General features: G+C 63.0%; 20 protein-coding genes and 1 pseudogene. 13 read left to right on the forward strand and 8 right to left on the reverse strand.

Features of this window, described 5'->3' with window-relative positions; genetic code table 11:
- Positions 1-129 precede the first annotated feature (129 nt).
- The 5 genes and pseudogenes from hflD to D6C00_RS14600 all read left to right on the forward strand — a co-directional run bounded on the left by hflD (position 130) and on the right by D6C00_RS14600 (position 6,444).
- Positions 130-771 (forward strand): high frequency lysogenization protein HflD, encoded by a 642-nt coding sequence (gene hflD, locus D6C00_RS14580; protein ID WP_125182552.1) that lies wholly within the window; start codon positions 130-132, stop codon positions 769-771.
- A gap of 288 nt (positions 772-1,059) precedes the next feature.
- Positions 1,060-3,729 (forward strand): aconitate hydratase AcnA, encoded by a 2,670-nt coding sequence (acnA, locus tag D6C00_RS14585; RefSeq protein ID WP_125182553.1) that lies wholly within the window; start codon positions 1,060-1,062, stop codon positions 3,727-3,729.
- Between the two features lie 230 nt (positions 3,730-3,959).
- A pseudogene (gene purB / locus D6C00_RS14590) lies at positions 3,960-5,337 on the forward strand (adenylosuccinate lyase).
- Between the two features lie 92 nt (positions 5,338-5,429).
- Positions 5,430-5,903 (forward strand): GNAT family N-acetyltransferase, encoded by a 474-nt coding sequence (locus D6C00_RS14595; RefSeq protein WP_125182554.1) that lies wholly within the window; start codon positions 5,430-5,432, stop codon positions 5,901-5,903.
- A gap of 10 nt (positions 5,904-5,913) precedes the next feature.
- Positions 5,914-6,444, forward strand: a complete 531-nt coding sequence (locus D6C00_RS14600) for a DUF7931 domain-containing protein (RefSeq protein WP_125182555.1) — start codon at positions 5,914-5,916, stop codon at positions 6,442-6,444.
- A 29-nt stretch (positions 6,445-6,473) separates the two neighbouring features.
- Here D6C00_RS14600 and fghA read toward each other — a convergent pair whose 3' ends face one another.
- Both fghA and D6C00_RS14610 read right to left on the reverse strand, forming a co-directional pair.
- Positions 6,474-7,310 (reverse strand): S-formylglutathione hydrolase, encoded by an 837-nt coding sequence (gene fghA / locus D6C00_RS14605; RefSeq protein WP_125182556.1) that lies wholly within the window; start codon positions 7,308-7,310, stop codon positions 6,474-6,476.
- Between the two features lie 9 nt (positions 7,311-7,319).
- Positions 7,320-8,429 (reverse strand): S-(hydroxymethyl)glutathione dehydrogenase/class III alcohol dehydrogenase, encoded by a 1,110-nt coding sequence (locus D6C00_RS14610; protein ID WP_125182557.1) that lies wholly within the window; start codon positions 8,427-8,429, stop codon positions 7,320-7,322.
- A gap of 188 nt (positions 8,430-8,617) precedes the next feature.
- Between D6C00_RS14610 and D6C00_RS15555 the strand changes: the two genes are divergently transcribed.
- The 3 genes from D6C00_RS15555 (at position 8,618) to D6C00_RS14620 (ending at position 10,698) form a co-directional block, all read left to right on the forward strand.
- Positions 8,618-9,199, forward strand: a complete 582-nt coding sequence (locus tag D6C00_RS15555; protein WP_158675452.1) for a hypothetical protein — start codon at positions 8,618-8,620, stop codon at positions 9,197-9,199.
- Entirely contained in the window at positions 9,196-9,723 is a 528-nt protein-coding gene (locus D6C00_RS14615) for a TlpA family protein disulfide reductase (RefSeq protein ID WP_158675453.1), read from the forward strand. Before D6C00_RS15555 ends, D6C00_RS14615 begins: the two co-directional genes overlap by 4 nt.
- A 75-nt stretch (positions 9,724-9,798) precedes the next feature.
- Positions 9,799-10,698: a DMT family transporter gene (locus D6C00_RS14620; protein WP_125182559.1), complete on the forward strand. Its 900-nt coding sequence runs from the start codon at positions 9,799-9,801 to the stop codon at positions 10,696-10,698.
- A 56-nt stretch (positions 10,699-10,754) separates the two neighbouring features.
- Here the strand turns inward: D6C00_RS14620 and D6C00_RS14625 are convergent, their stop codons facing one another.
- From D6C00_RS14625 to D6C00_RS16825, 3 genes are all read right to left on the reverse strand, one after another.
- Positions 10,755-11,492 (reverse strand): cytochrome b/b6 domain-containing protein, encoded by a 738-nt coding sequence (locus D6C00_RS14625; RefSeq protein WP_125182560.1) that lies wholly within the window; start codon positions 11,490-11,492, stop codon positions 10,755-10,757.
- A gap of 212 nt (positions 11,493-11,704) precedes the next feature.
- Complete coding sequence (locus tag D6C00_RS14630; RefSeq protein WP_125182561.1) at positions 11,705-12,751, reverse strand: GNAT family N-acetyltransferase; 1,047 nt, start codon at positions 12,749-12,751, stop codon at positions 11,705-11,707.
- A gap of 405 nt (positions 12,752-13,156) precedes the next feature.
- The gene (locus tag D6C00_RS16825) at positions 13,157-13,594 is read right to left on the reverse strand and encodes a GNAT family N-acetyltransferase (protein ID WP_125182562.1); all 438 of its coding nucleotides are present in this window, start codon (positions 13,592-13,594) and stop codon (positions 13,157-13,159) included.
- A 274-nt stretch (positions 13,595-13,868) separates the two neighbouring features.
- Between D6C00_RS16825 and D6C00_RS16425 the strand changes: the two genes are divergently transcribed.
- On the forward strand, positions 13,869-14,003 hold the full coding sequence (locus tag D6C00_RS16425; protein ID WP_255416803.1) for a hypothetical protein: 135 nt from the start codon (positions 13,869-13,871) through the stop codon (positions 14,001-14,003).
- An 89-nt stretch (positions 14,004-14,092) separates the two neighbouring features.
- Here the strand turns inward: D6C00_RS16425 and D6C00_RS14640 are convergent, their stop codons facing one another.
- The 3 genes from D6C00_RS14640 to D6C00_RS14650 form a co-directional block, all read right to left on the reverse strand.
- Complete coding sequence (locus tag D6C00_RS14640) at positions 14,093-14,611, reverse strand: hypothetical protein (protein WP_148098517.1); 519 nt, start codon at positions 14,609-14,611, stop codon at positions 14,093-14,095.
- A gap of 63 nt (positions 14,612-14,674) precedes the next feature.
- Positions 14,675-15,052, reverse strand: a complete 378-nt coding sequence (locus D6C00_RS14645) for a hypothetical protein (protein WP_125182564.1) — start codon at positions 15,050-15,052, stop codon at positions 14,675-14,677.
- The gene (locus D6C00_RS14650; protein ID WP_125182565.1) at positions 15,049-15,438 is read right to left on the reverse strand and encodes a hypothetical protein; all 390 of its coding nucleotides are present in this window, start codon (positions 15,436-15,438) and stop codon (positions 15,049-15,051) included. Before D6C00_RS14650 ends, D6C00_RS14645 begins: the two co-directional genes overlap by 4 nt.
- Positions 15,439-15,753: 315 nt before the next feature.
- Between D6C00_RS14650 and D6C00_RS14655 the strand changes: the two genes are divergently transcribed.
- The 4 genes from D6C00_RS14655 (at position 15,754) to D6C00_RS14670 (ending at position 19,642) form a co-directional block, all read left to right on the forward strand.
- Positions 15,754-16,590, forward strand: a complete 837-nt coding sequence (locus D6C00_RS14655; protein WP_125182566.1) for a hypothetical protein — start codon at positions 15,754-15,756, stop codon at positions 16,588-16,590.
- A 105-nt stretch (positions 16,591-16,695) separates the two neighbouring features.
- Positions 16,696-17,055: a hypothetical protein gene (locus D6C00_RS14660; RefSeq protein WP_125182567.1), complete on the forward strand. Its 360-nt coding sequence runs from the start codon at positions 16,696-16,698 to the stop codon at positions 17,053-17,055.
- Positions 17,052-17,804, forward strand: coding sequence for a hypothetical protein (locus tag D6C00_RS14665; protein ID WP_125182568.1), 753 nt, complete (start codon positions 17,052-17,054; stop codon positions 17,802-17,804). The genes D6C00_RS14660 and D6C00_RS14665 overlap by 4 nt, the downstream gene beginning before the upstream one ends.
- Positions 17,804-19,642 (forward strand): V-type ATP synthase subunit I, encoded by a 1,839-nt coding sequence (locus D6C00_RS14670; protein WP_125182569.1) that lies wholly within the window; start codon positions 17,804-17,806, stop codon positions 19,640-19,642. The genes D6C00_RS14665 and D6C00_RS14670 overlap by 1 nt, the downstream gene beginning before the upstream one ends.
- Positions 19,643-19,656 lie beyond the last annotated feature (14 nt).

Below are 19,656 nucleotides of genomic sequence, written 5' to 3' on the forward strand. Positions count from 1 at the left end.
GCAGTCGATGTTGTCGCTCAATTCCTGTGATATTCGTGCACAAGCCGTCTCTCGTGTATTAGTATTACTCCCTGATCATCACGTACCACCATCCGCATACTCAGCGCCGGTCAATCACCAGCAGATGTTATGAGCCAATCCCTTGCCGATCGCAGCCTGGCCCTGGGTGGGCTGTTTCAGGCCGCCCTGCTGGTCAGGGAATACGCCCACACCGGCCGCGCCGACAGCGCCGAACGCGAAACCCTGATACACAGCCTGCTGGTCACGGAGCCGGACAGCACCGCCGAGGTCTATGGCGGCGTGGCGCCGGTCAGGCGCGGGCTTGAGGCCCTGATCCAGCGTCTCGGCGGCGGCCGCGGCCCGGCACCGGAACTGGAAGTCACCCGCTATGTCATCGCCCTGCTGCACCTGGCACGCAAGCTTCAGCGCCGGCGGGACCTGATTCAGATCCTCACCGACGGCATCAGTCAGGCCCGGCATCAGGCGGAATACTTCTCCCCCACTCACGAGAATGTCATCGCCGCCCTGGCGGACCTGTATCAACAGACCGTGAGCACCCTCACGCCGCGCATCATGGTGCAGGGCGAGCCCGCCGTCCTTGGCACGCCCGACAACCAGAACTGGATCCGCACCCTGCTGCTGGCCGGCATTCGCTCGGCGGTATTGTGGGAACAGTCCGGCGGGCGGCGCTGGCAGCTGCTGTTCAAACGCAGGGCGCTGCTGGGTGCGGCACAGTCGCTGCTGGAAACGGTCGGCGAGCCGGCCGGCTGAAGCCACGGCTCAGGGCAGAACCACCGCCTCCAGGTAGCGGCCGGCAAGGGGGGCAGATCCGGGAACCGTTCCACATTTTACGTGAATTTACATTAGATATATTTATTTATTATTTGTTTTTAAACATAATTTATCTGATATTTCCCGGGCCCTGACAGGCATCTCATTGTTTTGGCTTCCATTTCCGGGCTACTCAGCCGGCGGCAAATCCGACATAATGGCGCGCTTGCCGGGATGCCGTTCCACGCCCCGGCCAGGCCCCCGAATCAGAACCAGACAGGAGTCAGCATGGCTAACAGCTTCGGCGCCCGCGCCTCCCTCACCGTCGGCGACAGGACCTTCGAGATCTACCGGCTGGATGCCCTCGAGGACCGCTTCTCCGTCTCCCGCCTGCCCTTCTCCCTGAAGATCCTGCTGGAGAACCTGCTGCGCTACGAGGACAACAGGACCGTCAGCGCCGCCGACATCGAGGCGTTGGCGCAGTGGAGCCCGCAGGCCGAGCCCGACCGCGAGATCGCCTACCGCCCGGCGCGGGTGCTGATGCAGGACTTCACCGGCGTGCCCGCCGTGGTGGACCTGGCCGCCATGCGCGACGCCATGCAGGCCCTGGGCGGCGACCCGGATAAAATCAATCCGCTGCAGCCGGCGGAGCTGGTCATCGACCACTCAGTACAGATCGATGCCTTCGGCAACAAGGACGCCATGGACATCAACGCGAAGCTGGAGTACCAGCGCAACCGCGAGCGCTACAGCTTCCTCAAGTGGGGCCAGAAGGCCTTCTCCAACTTCAAGGTGGTCCCGCCCGACACCGGCATCGTGCACCAGGTGAACATCGAATATCTCGCCCGCGTGGTCTTCGCCAAGGACAACGACGGAACGCTGCAGGCCTACCCCGACACCCTGGTCGGTACCGATTCCCACACCACCATGGTCAACGGCCTGGGCGTGCTGGGCTGGGGCGTGGGCGGCATCGAGGCCGAGGCCGCCATGCTGGGCCAGCCGGTGTCCATGCTCATCCCGCAGGTGGTGGGCTTCAGACTCACCGGCGCCCTGCCCGAGGGCGCGACCGCCACCGATCTGGTACTGACCGTGGTCGAGATGCTGCGCCGCCATGGCGTGGTGGGCAAATTCGTCGAGTTCTACGGCGACGGCCTTGAACACCTGTCCCTGGCCGACCGTGCCACCATCGCCAACATGGCGCCCGAGTACGGGGCGACCTGCGGTATCTTTCCCATCGACGAGGAAACCCTCAAATACCTGCGCCTGACCGGCCGCGACGACGAGCAGGTCGCCCTGGTCGAGACCTATGCGAAGGAACAGGGGATGTTCCACACCGTGGACACACCGGACGCCGAATACAGCTCCACGCTGGAACTGGACATGACCACGGTGGTGCCGAGCATTGCCGGGCCCAAACGCCCGCAGGACCGTATCGCCCTGACCGAGGCCAAGGCCAGGTTCGAGCATGATCTGAACCAGCTCAAGGAGGAACGCAATCTCAGCAGCAAACCGGCCAGGGGCACCATCAACGGCCGGGAATTCGAGCTCAACGACGGCTCGGTGGTGATCGCCTCCATCACCTCCTGCACCAACACCTCCAACCCCTCGGTCATGCTGGGCGCCGGCCTGGTGGCCAAGAAGGCGCTGGAGCGCGGCATCACGGTCAAGCCCTGGGTGAAGACCTCGCTCGCCCCCGGCTCGCAGGTGGTCACCGAGTATCTCAACCAGGCCGGCCTGATGGATGATCTCGAAGCCATGGGCTTCCACGTCATCGGCTACGGCTGCGCGACCTGCATCGGCAACTCCGGCCCGCTGCCCGAGCCGGTCTCCAAGGCCATCGCCGAGGGTGATCTGTCGGTGTGCTCGGTACTGTCCGGCAACCGTAACTTCGAAGGCCGGGTGCATGCCGAGGTGCGCATGAACTACCTGGCCTCGCCACCGCTGGTGGTCGCCTACGCCATCGCCGGCACCATGGACATCGATCTGTTCAACGACCCCATCGCCACCGACAGGGACGGCAACCCGGTCACATTGAAGGATATATGGCCGACCCAGAAGGAGATCAGTGACATCGTCGCCAGCAGCGTGAACCGCGCCGAGTTCACCCAGGTCTACGACGACATCTACAAGGGCGAGGCCCGCTGGGCCGGGCTGGACTCCCCCGAGGGGCAGCTGTTCGGCTGGGACGACGATTCCACCTACATCCAGAAGCCGCCCTACTTCGAGGGCATGAGCCGGGAACCCGCCCAGGTGAAGGACATCCGGAACGCCCGGGTACTGGCCCTGCTGGGCGACTCGGTCACCACCGACCACATCTCGCCCGCCGGTGCGATCAAACCCGACACCCCGGCCGGCAAATTCCTGCTGGAACACGGCGTGCAGCAGGCCGATTTCAACTCCCTGGGCTCGCGCCGCGGCAACCACGAGGTGATGATGCGCGGCACCTTCGCCAACATCCGCCTGCGCAACCTGCTCGCCCCCGGCACCGAGGGCGGCGTGACCATCCATGTGCCCAGCGAACAGCAGATGTCGATCTACGATGCGGCGATGAAGTACCAGGCCGAGGCCACGCCCACCATCATCCTCGCCGGCAAGGAGTACGGCTCCGGCTCCTCGCGCGACTGGGCCGCCAAGGGCCCCAGCCTGCTGGGCGTTCGCGCCGTCATTGCCGAGAGCTATGAGCGCATCCACCGCACCAACCTGGTGTGCATGGGCGTGCTGCCGCTGCAGTTCAACGAGGGTGAGAATGTTCCCACGCTCGGCCTGACCGGCCACGAAAGCTACAGCATCGAGGGCCTGGAAGGCGGCTCGGCCAAATCGGTCACTGTCCGTGCCACGGCCGAGGACGGCACGGAGAAGACCTTCACCGCCCGGGTGCGCATCGACACCCCGCAGGAGGTCGAGTACTACCGCCACGGCGGCATCCTGCACTATGTGCTGCGCCAGCTGGCGGCGTGACGAAAAACCTTTTAACGCAGAGGCGTGGAGGCGCAGAGGTCGCAAAGCATAGAAACAGCCTGACTCACCTGGTACGTCATTCCGGCGCAGGCCGGAATCCAGTACCCGCGGCGGTTTCTGGATCCCGGCCTGCGCCGGGATGACGGGAATGATTAAGGTGTTTATCACATTCCAGGGTTCTTTGCGTTCTCCGCGCCTCCGCGTCGAATAGCTTCAATAGGTAAACAACCATGGACCTGACATCCCTCACCGCAGTCTCCCCCATCGACGGCCGCTACGGCCGCAGGACCGAGGACCTGCGCCCCATCTTCAGCGAATACGGCCTGATCAAACACCGGGTGCTGGTCGAGGTGCGCTGGCTGCAGGCGCTGGCGGAAAATCCGGAGATCAAAGAAGTGCCGACCTTCGGCGAGCACGCCAACAATGTGCTCAACGCCATCGTGGACAACTTCAACGAAGAGGACGCGCAGCGGGTCAAGAACATCGAGCGCACCACCAACCACGACGTCAAGGCGGTGGAGTATTTTCTCAAGGAGAAGATCGCCGGCAATCAGGAGCTGGAGGCGGTCAGCGAGTTCATCCACTTCGCCTGCACCTCCGAGGACATCAACAACCTGGCCTACGCCCTGATGCTGCGCGAGGGCCGGGCCCAGGTGCTGCTACCGCAGCTGGATGGCGTCATCGACGCCATCGCCCGCCTGGCCGAAACGCATGCCGAGGTACCGATGCTGTCGCGCACCCACGGCCAGCCCGCCTCCCCCACCACCCTGGGCAAGGAGATGGCCAACGTGGTCCATCGCCTGCAGCGCCAGCGCGGTCAGCTCACCGCCGTGCCCATGCTGGGCAAAATCAACGGCGCGGTGGGTAACTACAACGCCCACCTCATCACCTACCCTGAGGTCGACTGGCCGGCCTTCGCCGAGGATTTCATCACCAGCAGGCTGGGCCTGGACTGGAATCCCTACACCATCCAGATCGAACCGCACGACTACATCGCCGAGCTGTTCGACGTGCTGGGGCGGATCAACACCATCCTGATCGACTTCGCCCGCGACGTCTGGGGCTACATCTCGCTGGGCTACTTCAAGCAGAAGACGGTCGCCGGCGAGGTGGGCTCCTCCACCATGCCGCACAAGGTCAATCCCATCGACTTCGAGAACGCCGAAGGCAACCTGGGGATCGCCAACGCCATCTTCGACCACCTGGCCGCCAAGCTGCCCATCTCGCGCTGGCAGCGCGACCTGAGCGACTCCACCGTGCTGCGCAACCTGGGCGTGGGCATCTGCCCACACCGTCATCGCCTTCGACTCGCTCGGCCGCGGCATCGGCAAGCTGGAAGCCAACCCGACCCGCCTGGCCGAGGACCTGGACGCCACCTGGGAGGTGCTGGCCGAGGCCGTGCAGACCGTCATGCGCCGCTACGGCATCGAGAAGCCCTACGAAAAACTCAAGGAACTCACCCGCGGCAAGGGCATCGATGCCGAGTCCATGCAGAACTTCATCGATACCCTCGACATCCCCGCCGAAGCGAAGGAGCGCCTGAAGGCGCTCACCCCCTCCACCTACCTCGGCAACGCCGCCGACCAGGCCAGACGCATCAAGTCCTGACCTGCATCCTCCCCTCTCCCTCCTGAGGGAGAGGGGCCGGGGTGAGGGTCGCGAACATTCCCAAACACCCGCGATTCCGGCACCATACCCTCATGACCGACGACGCCGCCCACGAAACCGGCTTCCTGATCGCCCGCGCCGACTGGGAAACCGACGCCAGCGCCATCCGCGCCATCCGCACCGCGGTGTTCGTCGACGAACAGGGCATCGACGCGACGCTGGAATTCGACGGCAGCGACACCGACTGCGTCCACTACCTTGCCTACGCCATCGACGGCCGCCCCATCGCCACCGCGCGCATGAGCGCCGACGGCAGGATCGGTCGCATGGCCGTGCTGCCCGAATACCGCAACCAGGGCGTGGGCAGCGCCCTGCTGCTGAGCCTGATCGAACTGGCTGGCGAGCACAAACTGGACGAGGTCTATGTCCATGCCCAGGAAAGCGCCGCCAGCTTCTATCACCAGCACGGCTTCATCGCCACCGGCGAGCCGTTCCAGGAGGCCGGCATCCCGCACATCAGCATGTCCCGTTTCTGCGAAACCTTCCCGACCCGCGACGTCGAATAAGAGCAATGCCATGACCGATTTCGCCGACATCCATACCAGTCTGAACCCCGAACTCGGCCGGACCGGGGGCGAATTTGCCCTGAAAACCCGCGATGACAACCGCCTGGCCGTGGACGCCCTGCTCCCGCTGGCCCATCGCCGCATCGAGATATTCACCAGCGACCTCGATCCCCCGCTCTACGACCGCAGCCCCGTGGTCGAGGCCATGACGCGGTTCGCCCTGCGTCACCGCAACTGCCGCATCCGCATCCTCACCCATGACGTGGAACCGGCGGTGAAGGGCGGCAACCGGCTGATCGAACTCTGTCGTCGCCTCAGCAGCTACGCCGAGATCCGCCGCACTCACGAGGACTACCGCGAGCGCAGCGACACCTTCCTGCTGGTGGATGATTACGGATTACTGGAAAGGAAACTCGCCACCCGCTTCGAGGGCCGGGTCAGCTTCAAGGCCCCGCTGGAAGTCCGTCGCCTGCGCAGTGAATTCGACGAAGTCTGGGAGCGCAGCAGCACCGATCCGGAGTTGCGGCGGCTGCATCTTTAATCAGGGGCAGTCCCGGCTACGGCACGGCCTCAGCGGCCCAGGGCGCGGGCGTGGTAGGCGAGGTGCTCGCCGATGAAGCTGGCGATGAAATGGTAGCTGTGGTCATAGTCCGGCTGGCGCCGCAGCCTGAGCGGGAAATCCCGCTCGGCACAGGCCTGCTCCAGCGCCTCGGGCAGCAGCTGCTCGGCCAGGAACTCATCGGCCGTACCCTGATCGATCAGCAGCTCGATCGGCTCGGCCCCGGCCCGGACCAGGCAGGTGGCGTCATAGGCCTCCCAGGCCCGGCGGTCCTCGCCCAGGTAGGCACTGAAGCAGCCCTCGCCCCAGCCGCAGCGCACCGGGTGGCAGATGGGGGCGAAGGCGGAGACGGAGCGGTAGAGGCCGGGCTCGCGCAGGGCGCAGACCAGGGCCCCGTGCCCGCCCATGGAGTGGCCGCTGATGCTGCGCAGCCCCGGCACCAGCGGCAGCGCGCCCTCGACCAGGGCCGGCAGCTCGCGGGTGACATAGCGGTACATCTGATAGTGGTGCGACCAGGGTGCGCGGGTGGCGTCGACGTAGAAGCCCGCGCCCTGCCCCAGGTCGTAGCGCTCCGGCGCGTCGGGCACCTCCTCGCCACGCGGGCTGGTGTCCGGGATCACCAGGGCGAGGCCCAGCTCGGCAGCATAGCGCTGGGCGCCGGCCTTGACCCGGAAGTTGTCGTCGGTGCAGGTCAGGCCCGACAGCCAGTACAGACTGGGCACCGGGCCCTGCTGTGCCTGCGGCGGCAGGTAGACCGAGAAGGTCATCGGGCAGTTGCAGCTGGTGGAGTCGTGGCGATAGCGTTCCAGCCAGCCGCCCGCCTCCTTTACGCGTTCGATGCGTTCCATGGACACCCCTCAGAAGATGATGACCGAGCGGATGCTCTTGCCGGCGTGCATCAGATCAAACGCAGTGTTGATCTCCTCCAGCGGCAGGGTGTGGGTGACCAGGCGATCGATTTCGATCCGGCCGTTCAGATACTGCTCGACATAGTCCGGCAGCTGGCTGCGGCCCTTGACTCCACCGAAGGCCGATCCCTTCCAGGTCCGGCCCGTAACCAGCTGAAACGGCCGGGTATGAATCTCCTGGCCGGCGCCGGCCACGCCGATGATGGTGGACACGCCCCAGCCCATGTGACAGCACTCCAGGGCCTCGCGCATCACCTCGACATTGCCGATGCACTCGAAGGAATAGTCCACCCCGCCGCCCGTCATCTCCACGATCGCCTCGGTGACGGTGGTGCCCAGATCGGCCGGGTTGACGCAGTCCGTGGCCCCCAGGGCGCGGGCCATCTCGAACTTGTCCGGGTTGACGTCGACGGCGATGATGCGGTCGGCCTGGGCCATCACCGCACCCTGGATCACCGACAGGCCGATGCCACCGAGGCCGAACACGGCCACGCTGGAACCCGGCTCGACCTGCGCGGTATTGCGCACGGCGCCGATGCCGGTGGTGATGCCGCAGCCGAGCAGGCATACCTTGTCCAGCGGCGCGGCGGGATTGACCTTGGCCAGCGCGATCTCCGGCACCACGGTATATTCCGAGAAGGTGGAGCAGCCCATATAGTGATAGATCGGCTTGCCCTGATGCGAGAAGCGCCGGGTGCGGTCGGGCATGTAGCCGGTCCAGACGGTGGCGGCGATGGACTGGCACAGATTGGTCTTGGTCGAACGGCAGTACTCGCACTCCCCGCATTCAGGGATATACAGCGGTATGACGTGATCACCGGGCTTGAGCCCCTTCACGCCCGGGCCGCATTCAACCACTTCGCAGCCGCCCTCGTGGCCGAGCACGCAGGGAAAGGCGCCCTCCGGATCCTCGCCCGACAGGGTGAAGGCATCGGTGTGACAGACCCCGGAGGCCACCACCTTGAGCAGGACCTCCCCCTCCTTCGGCCCTTCGACGTCGATTTCCTCGATGGACAGGGGCTGTCTGGGTGCCCAGGCGACCGCAGCGCGTGCTTTCATGGATTCAACCTCGGATGGTGGAAAACAAGGATCGGATTGTTGCAGAAAACACCACCGATTTCGACACTGCCGTGGCAAACCTGTGCGGCTCCGACTGCGCAGCAGCGCAGGACCTGCAACGCTCCCTGTCCCCGCCCCGGGGAGATCGTGTATCCTGATCCCCTCAGGCAATCCATGCAACAGATACCATGATGACGCGCTGCCCATGTTTCGTGTTCCCGCTGCTGCTGCTGCTTGGCACCCTGCCCGCCGGCGCCCAGGACGGGCCGCTGGCGCAGCTGCCCGGCCGTGTGGAGCACGATGACAGCAGACTCAATGTCATTCTGGTTCCGCGCACGCCGCAGCAGATGGCCGCCTTCTATGAAGGACGGGGCTTTCCCGATGCCATGATCGATCTCACCCGCCGTTACTGTTTCGTCACGGTGCTGCTGCAGAACAAGACAGAAGACATCCTGTGGCATGAACTGGAGCGCTGGCGTTTCGTTACCGCCGACGGTACGGCCATCGCCCGCCGCTCGCGCGACTGGTGGCAGGCGCAATGGGAGACGATGCAGGCCCCGCTGCCCAGCCGCTCGACCTTTCGCTGGACCCTGCTGCCGGAACGGCTGGATTTCCACCCCGGAGAACGCGAGGGCGGCAACATCACCCTGGAACGCACCGGGAAACCCTTGCGCCTGATCGCGCGCTTCGCCACCGGCACGGATCGCACCGGCGAGGAAATCATACTGCGCCTGGATGGGCTGCGCTGCGCCGGAGACCAGGAACCATGAGACGAAACCGTACCACCCGGCCCTGGCTGGCGATACTGCTGCTGGTGAGCCTGCCTGCAGCCGCCACAGCGGCGCCGGAAGGGATTCTCACCCTGGAGCCGCGCCCGGCGCCGGATTTCGAGGTGAGCGATGCCGACGGCAGCCGCTTCAGTCTCGAAGCAGCGCGCGGGAACTGGGTGTTCGTACATTTCTGGGCCAGCTGGTGCGCCCCCTGTCGCCGGGAGATGCCCAGCATCCAGCGCATGCTGGAGGCGCTCGACGGACAAGGGCCGCGGGTGGTGCTCATCAACACCGCCGAGGACGCTGATACGATTTTCTTCTTTCTCGCCGAGGTGGCACCGGAACTGCACAGCTACTCGGATCGCAACGGCCGCATCACCGAGGCCTGGCAGCCACGCGGCCTGCCGGCCACTTATCTCGTTGACCCGCAGGGATTCATCCGTTATCAGGCACTGGGCGGCAGGCCCTGGGACGAGCCCCTGTATCTGGAGTTTCTGCGCCGCCCTGGCAACCACAGTGATTGAAGTACCGGGTAGGCATCCCGCTCGCGGCGCATCGCGGGTAGAGACCGCCACTCCATCCCCTGACAGCCAGCACCGATGCCAAGCTTACTGACGTCCATCCCCGCCCTTGCCCTCGCCTTCGTCTTCCTCTGGAATTCCGGCTTCATCGGCGCCGAATACGGCCTGCCCGACGCCGGCACCTTCACCCTGCTGTTCTGGCGCTACACCGCCCTGACCCTGGCGCTGGCACTGTTCCTGGCCTGGCACCGGCGCCTGGATTGGCCCGGCATGGAGGCCGCGGGCCACGCCGCCCTGGTGGGCGTGCTGGCTCACGGCGTCTGGCTCGCCTGCGTACTCCTGTCACTGGAACAGGGCGTGCCCGCCGGCATCGTCGCACTGGTGGTGGCCCTGCAGCCGCTGGCCACCGGCGCCTTTTCGGGAAGAATGACCGGCGAGACCACGAGTATTCGTCAGTGGGCGGGACTGGTGCTGGGATTCTGCGGCGTGGCGGTCGCCGTCGGCGCCCGGATCGACTGGAACGACAGCGGCTCCGTGTTCGGCTACCTCATCCCGCTCGGCTCGGTGGCGGCCATTACCCTGGCCAGCCTGCTGCAGCGTCGACGGGAGGTACTGGGTAAAGTGATCATGCCGCTGGACCTGACCCTGTTCTACCAGAGCCTGGCAACCGCCCTGGCGCTCGCCCTGCCTGCCGTAACCGTGGAACAACTGACGACCCACTGGACGCCTCAATTCCTGGCCACAATGGCCTGGCTCATCTTCGCGGTATCCCTGGGCGCCTACGGCCTGATGTGGCTGCTGCTGGCGCGCGTGGATGCGGTGCGCGTCGCCAGCCTGTTCTATCTGGGACCGCCCGTCACCATGCTGATGGCCTGGATCGCGTTCGGGGATCACCTGCTCGCGACCGATATCGTCGGCCTGGTGATCGCGGCCGTGGGTGTAGTGCTGGTTCAAGGCATTCGCCAACGTGTCAGCTGACGAATTAATCAGAGTTTCCCTGAGCTGAAGTCAAGCGTATTCCCCTTAGCCTCAGGTTACTCAGGCCGATCCTCCGGTTTCCGGTCCGGCGTCTTGTAGCCGTGGATCATGGCCGAGACCAGACCGCTGCGCTCCCTGATCTCGGAAACCACCACGGCAAGGATATGCAGCACCGCCGCGCCGCCGAGCACGAAGAAGCCCCACTCATGCAGCGTGATGTAGGGCTTGCGGAAGGCGCGCATCGCCTCCCAGGCCGCCGGATCGACCAGCGCCTTATCGCCCGGGACCAGCGTCGCCGGATCCACGCCGGGCGCGGCAACCCAGCCGGCGATCCAGCTGCCGAGCGGCGGATAGTAGATGTCGGTACCGGCCAGCACCAGTCCCGTCACGGCCTGCACTGTCAGCAGTATGAACAGCACCAGAACCATCAGGCGGCCGAGCGGATTGTGGCCCAGATAGCGGCGCGGCTCACCGCCGACCAGACTGCGCAGATACGCGCCCAGCTCACTGAAATAGCCGCGTCCAAAGGGCAGGACCGCACCCCAGCGCGCATAACGGCCGCCGACGAATCCCCACAGGTAGCGCCAGGCGAGATTCAGGGCCAGCACGTAGCCGACCCAGACATGGAAGGTTTTGAGAAAGACCTTGGCCTCGGCGGAAATCCCCAGCGCCTTGCCGTTGTAGATGATCAGGCCGATGGCCAGGAGCAGCAGCACGGCGGAGAAATTGACCCAGTGGAACACGCGCACGGAGCGGTCCCATACACGGTAAGTCTCGTTTGAAGGTTGCGCCATTGGTGCTCGCCTCGGTCTACGGATTTGGCTGCCAGGATACCGCCAGCAGCTGAAACCAAACTGAAAAAAATAGTATCAGTGAGGAATTGATTCCAGGCAAATCCTGATTAACTCCTTTTCGTCATCCCGGCGCAGGCCGGGATCCAGGCAAATCAGGCACACGGCTGCCGATCTGTGCCTGTGTCGGCGAAGGCCGATAGCGGCATGATGGGTCAATCAGCGTTTCCTTGCAGTCTTTTCAGCATACTCTTCAGCGATTCGACAAACAATTCACACCTGCCCGCAGGTTTTACCTTATTCACACATCCCAGCGCGAAACGCTCCCTGCGCTCAGACATCCAGTCCTGCTTGTAGGCGTCGTTGCCGGTCAGGAAATCAACCTCATCAACCCCGTCGATATCGATCACATACTCCATCAGGAAACCGGTGAGTATTGAGCCCGGCGAATACCGCCGCCAAGCCTCGTCATACGCCAGCCTGAATATGCTCGCCTTGCCATGCGCCACAAACCAGAGCTGTGCCGCGACGGGCCGATCCTTGACATAAAGCACAGCGAGCCGCGACCAGCCCCGCCGCGAAAACCCCGACACAATGCCATCCAGAAAGTCCGCATACTGTTCATTCGCCTTCCAGCTGGCCCTGTAGACCGCATGGTAATCGGACATTGCCTGCGGCACTTCGTCTCCGGCAAAAAGACGGATTACGTAGCCGTTTTCACGTTCGAGCTTGCGTTTCTTGCGGGCAATGGTATTGCGCAGCCTGGCGGGTCGGGCCGCCATATAGCCCTCAAATGACTGCCCCTGCACGCGAAGGATCCAGTTATACAGCCGGAAACTGCAATCACAGCTGTATCCGGCCGTTTCCATACTCGATTGCAGGCCGGACATTCTGCCATCATCGCCGGCAACCGGCTCCAACAGCAATGACTGAAGCGGCAACCGACTCAAGCCCTGTGCCAGGCAATCGAGAGTCCGCTGTTGATCAAAGGCCCCAAGCAGCATGCTGTAATGTGTGGTATATCGATGTCTGAGGGAATGCCAGGCATTTCCGGAACGCTGCATCAGAGGCAGGATCGCCAGCACCTTGTCCCCTGCCAGCACACAGGCCAGCACCATGACATGATCATCATCAAGTGCGGCGGCAGCCAGATTCTCAAACCACGGGCGCGAGAAAAATATATTTTCCTTCTCTCCCTGCGCGAAGAGTGCATCAGCACTCTCAGGTAGTTGGTCCCAGTCGGTGTAGCATACGAACTTCATCAATACGTCCAGTCTGAAGCCTCGGCACACCTCAGCAAACCCAGCTCTGTTACCACGGACTGGATATACAGAACGCGCGACCGCAATCCAGCAAGCCAATGAGCATAAACGGGGTCAGGTCCATAAAAGCAATAAACGAGGTCAGGTCTTGCAATCAAACATTCGCTTGTAGCATTGCAAGACCTGACCCTTATGCTTCGTAAGTGATTGCAATAGATTTCCGATTTTCCAGGACCAATCTCGGTCCTCACCTTCGAGCCATGTCCCAGGAGTTACGATCTAAAACACATACATTGCAAAATACTCCTCGGAGAATAACGTTGGCGCTCAGCCGCGCTTGACGGCGAGCGACCGGAGCGATAGCGAAGGGAGGAAGCAGTCAAGCGTCGGACTGCGGCGCCCTTGTTATGCGCTTGGTGACTCAAAGCGCTCCCAGGGGCCATCGGCGCCAACACCTCTTTCACTTGGTAACCACCCTTTTCGTCGATAGAAGCGTTGGGCGTGTTCATTGCTTGTATCGCATTTTAACGATAGGGGCAGACCATAGATTTCAGCGCATGTCTCCAACAGGCTACTGCCAATTCCGCAACCCTGATATTGCGGCGAGACATATAGATGATGAATAAACCTATCAGCAGCCCACACCGAAGCGAATCCGACAACCGCCCCATCCAGCACAGCGACATGGATCCTCTCGCCGTCAATTAGTGCCGAGAACCGCTCTATATCCAGCGCCTTTTCAAAGCAGCACCCGGCACTAGCCCTCGACGAATTGTATATCTCAAGCAAGATCGATAGGTCGATCTCTTTTGCAGGTTCCACTTCCACTGACTTAGTGCGCATAACGTGAAGCTAAGGGGCGCGCCGATAGGCGCGTCCCAGCGTAGCGAAGCGGAGCGAACTTGAGCGTAGTGTTGGGCGTGATGTTCATTAGGACGCTGCCCACAATAGCCCACCGAGTAGACCTGCAATAAATACGAGGCATATCCAGATTACAGCAGACTCCCTTGCGTTGCTTTTGAGCGCCAATCCCGAGAGGCCAAACTTACCCTTTAGGATTGGGATTACAAATAGGCCAGTATGGCCTTGGCGCCAAGCCACCCGATAGGACATAGCAATGCAAACAATGAATGCGGCAATAAGACTTGTAGTAAATAGCCAATCCGCCATGCCTGATGGCACCACGCTGAATCCTGCTGCGAAGGCAACGGCAATCGCTATCAACCATCTGGATGCGCTACTCATTTTCTGACGCCCAACGTTATAAATAAGTGGCGCGGCGTCTTTTGCCGCGTCCAATCCCATGCCTTTTATGGGCGAACTTGATTGTCTTGTTATGTTTCATAGTTGCACAGGCTTGTACCATAGGCTTATAAATGCAGCACCTACACTAAGTGAGTTTGCAGCCAGCAACCAGATAAACGCCTTGCTCTTAAATTTAAACTCGGGTGCGAACCACTTTTTATAAACAGCGCCTTCTAAGATGGCATTTACTAGGCACCCTAGAAAGAAAGTTGCAGCCCATGTAATGGGATTAAATGTGCCCCAGCTAAAAGCCCAGTTTATTACTGAGCCTGGAAACAGCTCCCATGCAATGCCTGCTAAAGGAATTAGGATTATGCCAGCGATAGAGGAAACAGCATTTGCAGATACAGCGGCTAAGGCAGCCTTTTTTTGTGAAAGTGAAAACAGCCATTTAATAAAGAAAAACTCAATTAAAAGGCCAATGACGATTGCCCACCAAGAAAAAAGGCGGGTTTCCAGATATAGAGCTGGCCACACCACGTTTGCATAAGCGACCGCTGGCAAAAAGCAAAGCACAAAAATTATAGGCTTACGCACAATCTCTCCTTGAAACATAACGCCACCCATAAGCCGCGCCGGTTTTTGGCGTCGGCTTGATGGGTTTGTTAGAACTCTTAATCACCTTTGAAGCCCTTGATTGCATCTACGGTCTCCTTCGGTGTGATAAAGCCCGCTGCCACTAGCAATACCAATAGTGCGCCAACTGCGGCTACAGTGGTTGCCCATCCATTTTTGAACCTGATCTGTAAAGACACTGCTGACCAACACGCACAACCCGCACCGGCCAGAAAAAAGGAGAATGTGTGTTTTTGGAGTAACGGTATCGAGAAACACCAACAGAAGTGCAGAAACCGCAACTATCGAGCCCGGAATTGCTATCCATTTCCAATGCAAGGGGCTTTCTGTTTTCTCGAAATAGTCCTCGGGGTTCAGACCATAATTTTCAAAAAAGTCTTTGATTTCTTCCGGCGTCCCTTCCGCCTTACCGATTTTCATCGCTCACCTCCCTTTGCGGGAGGGATTACTCGTTTGACGTCAGATTCGGCACCTTCGTCGCTCCATTCTTCGCGGTCGTCTCCGCCTTTGATCAGGATAATTCTATTGTCCTCGGCAATGACATTTGTTCCGCCGAACAAAAATCCGCCCAGATTGCCACCAAAAGCGCGCTGTGGAATTTTGGATAGTGCATCATTCACAGTCGGTTCTGGTGGCATGAACTCATCATCATTCGCTATGCCTGGACCAATTGTGAATTCTAGAATGGCCCCATTTAACTCAGCCGGATAAGCTTTGCACGAAAGCCCAATATTCGGCTTGAGGAAGGGAGATAAGTGCCTTCGAAAATTATTTATGTAACTTTGCATTATTTTCGTGTCTTTCATGCACCGATGCTTCCTTGAAGAGTTCTAACAGTGTGTATCTGGAATTTTACCGTGTTATAACACGGCGATTTGCCGTATATCTCCATCCCGGCCATTCCCTGCCCCTGCCTTTTCGGCCTGACGCTACCTTTTTTATCCCCATATATCAAGAAAATGGAATACGGCTTTTGGTCGCTTACGGCCGGAACCTGTTTCCACTCGCCGCCTATCATGCAGCCGGATTGCCGGGCTATCTGAAAGGCCTTGGCACAGTTCCACCCGAGGGGCTATGCTGGTACGCAATGTAAACCTTGTATTACACAGATGCCTGCCTGCATGTCGATAGTTCCGAACCGCCGCCTGCTCGATTTCCTGTGCATACTCCTGCCTCTCTGGCTGGCCGGATGCGTTCCTGCATTTGCCGCCGACGAGCTGGAAGTCATCCAGCTCCACAACCGCCCGGCCGAGCAGATCATCCCGCTGCTGCATCCGCACCTGGAGGCCAACGAGGCGCTGACCGGGCAGGGCTTTCAGCTCATCCTGCGGGCGCGGACGGAGCGGGTGAAGGAGCTGAAGGGGCTGATCGCGCAGCTGGACGCGGCGCCGGCGCGGCTGCGGATCAGTGTGCGGCGGGCGTCGGTGGCGGAGATCGAGCGGGACAACCGGCGGTTGAACGGCGGGGTACGCGTGGACGAGGACGGAGCCGGGGTCCGGGGGAAGGTGACCATTCACCGCACCGAGGCCAAATCGCACGAGCGGGATACGCATATGGTGAACACCCTGGAGGGCGAGCCGGCCTACATCGCCGAGGGGCTGGCCTTCCCGACCGTGGGCAGCCAGGTGCACATCGTCAACGGGCGCGAGGTGATCAGCAACACCGTCGAGTACCGGCAGCTGGAATCCGGCTTCTATGCCCTGGCCCGGGTCAATGGCGATCAGGCCACGGTCACGGCCAGTCCGAAGCGGGAGGCGCTGAGCCCGCGCGGGGGCGGGATGGTGGAGTCCGAGGCGCTGGTGACCACGGTGCGCGGGCCGGTCGGGCAGTGGCTGGAACTGGGCGGGCGGACGGCGTCGGTCGAACGCCGCAGTTCGGGGGTTGTACATCGCACCGAGAGCAAGGAACATGAGCGCAATCCGATCTGGATCAAGGTGGAGGTTCTGGAGGGGGAGTAAGGTCTGCAATTGAGGGCTGGTCGCTGGATTGCTCCCTCACCCCTGTCCCTTTATGCCCTACGGGTACTCTCCCCCAGGGGAGAGGGGAGATCGAGGTCAGCCGCTATGGAACACGATACCAATAACAACGCCCCTGCCGATCAGGCCATCAATCAGGTGCTGGCGGCCGAGCGCGAGGCGCAGGCGCAGGTCGAACAGTGCCGCGAGGAGGCAGCGCAGCAGCTCAAGCAGGCCCGCCTGCACGCGTCGCGTATCCGCCAGCGCACCGATCACCGCATCACCCAGCTCCACCGCCTGTGTCTGGCGGCAAGTCGCCGCGAGCTGGATGCGCTGCGCCGGGAGCGCCATGAAGCGCTGATGGAACGGCTGGCCCGGCTGCAGCCGGACGAGGCCCGGCTGGAGCAGGCCGCGCAGCGGCTGGCCCTGGAACTGATCATGGGCGGGGTAAAGGAACCGCCGCCGTGACCGGCAACCCTTATATCTTTCCCGGCGTGCGGCTGCAGGCCCGGCTCGGCCAGCGGCTGGACGAACGCGACTGGCAGCGCCTCAGCAGCATCCGTGACGCCCAGCACCTGATCGACAGTCTGCTGCAGACCCCGGCGGTGGGTTGGGTGCGCGGCCTGGACGGCGGCAGCGCCGCCGAGCTGGCCGAGCAGCAGCTCAGGCTGCGGCTGGGCGAGCAGACCGAGGAGATCGCCCGCTGGTATCCCCGCCCCTGGCGTGCGGCCATCCGCTGGACCCGCACCCTGCCCTGGCTCGACAGCCTGCGCCGGCAGCAGACGGCACCCGGCACCGGCGAACTGCTGCGACTCGCCTCAACGCCGCTGCAGTCGCTGACCGACGCGCAGGACGAGGCGGCGCTGAAGCAGCTGCGTGAAACCGACTTCGCGCCGCTGCTGCCGGCGCTTGGTGCGGGCGAGAATCTCTACCGGGCCTGGTACGATCACTGGCTGACGCGCTGGCCTGAACCCGACCGCACACTGCAGCGCCACCTCGCCGACGTGGGCCGGCGCCTGCGCCGGGCCCATGCCGCGGTCAGCCGCGGTGAACAGGACCCGGCCGCGGCCTCCCTGCTGCTGCTCAGACCGCTGCACCAGCATGTGTTCACCCCGGTCGCACCCTTCGCCTTCCTGGCCATCCAGGCGCTGGATCTGACCGGGCTGCGCCGGCTGCTGGTGGACCGGCTGTTGTTCACGCATGGAGCGGCGGCCTGATGCGTCCGGTGGCCGCCCGCTGGTTCGAGGCGCTGGTGGCGCGCGACGACATGACGCACGCCATGGAGCAGCTCGCCGACACTGGCTTGATCCAGTTGGAACCCGGCGTGCCGACGCGTCCCGAGACCTCGTTGCGCGATCTGCAGGGGCTGTACCAGGAATACCACGAGCTGCGCCAGCGCGACGGCGGCTACTGGCCGGTCACCGGTATCCGTCCCGGCACCAGCCACGGCCGCCCGGCCACCACCTATGCCCGCGCCCTGGAACAGCTGCGCGCCTGGCGCACCGACAACGACGGCCTGATCCAGACCCTGGAGGCGCGCCGACGCGAACGGACCTGGTACCGTCACGTGCTGACCTGGCTGAAGCATATCCAGGGCGGCGCCGCGCTCGCGCTGGGCGAGCTGCACCGCATCGGCCCCTGGCTGGACTACCGGCTGGTGCTGTGTCCGCCGGAATGCGATGTCGATTTCGACTGCGACGACCTGCTGCTGCTCAACGCCCCGGTCGAGCCGGACATCTACCGGCTGGTGGTGGGCAACCGCGACCGCCTGACGCAGCTGGATACCCAGCTGCTGCAGACCGAGGTCATGCAGCTCAGACTGCCCGGCTGGCTGAACGGCCGTCCGCCGCAGGCCATCACCACACTGCAGCGCCGGCTGGACGAGGTGGATCAGGAGCTGCGCCGGCTGCAGGCCGCGCTCGAGGCCTCGCACGCCACGACCGGGCTGCAGGCTGCGCTGGGCGACATCGAACGGCTGAACTGGTTCATGCAGCACATCGAATACCACCTGGAATCCGACCGACTCGCCTGGGTGCGGGGCTGGACCATCGCCGACTCGGCCGAGGCACTGCAACAGGCGCTGGCACACGAGGGTGCACGTGGGCTGGTGCACTTCGCCCCGCCACCGGAGGGCGTGGAGCCGCCGCTGACCCTGCGCCACTCCGGTTGGAGCCGGGCCTTCGAGCTGTTCCCGCGCCTGCTGGGCATGCCCGGGCGCGACGAATACGACCCCACCAACCTGCTGGCCTGGGTGGTTCCGCTACTGTTCGGTTATATGTTCGGCGATGTGGGCCAGGGCCTGGTAATCCTGCTGGCCGGGGTGCTGTTGCGACGCCGTATCCCTCAGCTCGCCCTCCTGATCCCGGCCGGCGCCAGCGCCATGATCTTCGGTCTGCTCTATGGCAGCCTGTTCAGCATCGAGGGCCTGATCCCGGCGCTGTGGCTGCACCCCATGCAGCATCCGCTGCTGCTGCTCGGGATCCCGCTGGCCGGCGGCGCGCTGCTGCTGCTCACCGGGCTGGTGCTGGCCGGGGTACAGGCCGGCTGGGCCGGCCGGCGACGGCACTGGTGGCTGGGCCAGGCGCCGGTGATCGTGCTGTATCTGGGCCTGCCGCTGCTGTTCGTCGCCCCGCTGCCCGCCCAGGCCCTGCTGCTGGGCGGGCTGGCCTGGTATCTGGGCGGCCACGCCCGGCTGACGCCGGCACGGCCGCTGCGTGGGGCGCTGATCGCGCTGGCCGAGCTGGTGGAATCGCTGTTCCAGCTGGTCATCAACACCCTGTCCTTCGCCCGTGTCGGCGCCTTCGCCCTGGCCCACGCAGCCCTGTCGCAGGCGGTTATGGCACTGATGGAGATCAGCACCTCACTGCCCGCCACGGCACTGGTGTTCCTGCTGGGCAATCTGCTCATCCTGGTGCTGGAGGGGCTGGTGGTCTCGATCCAGACCACGCGTCTGGTGCTGTTCGAATTCTTCATCCGTTTCCTGCGCAGTACCGGCCGGGGTTTCGTGCCGCTGCCCGCACCCGGTTATGACCGGCTCAGGCCGGTGGTAGACTGAACACAAACCAAGGA

Origin of the sequence: Thiohalobacter thiocyanaticus (assembly GCF_003932505.1) — a bacterium.
Lineage (GTDB): Bacteria > Pseudomonadota > Gammaproteobacteria > Thiohalobacterales > Thiohalobacteraceae > Thiohalobacter > Thiohalobacter thiocyanaticus.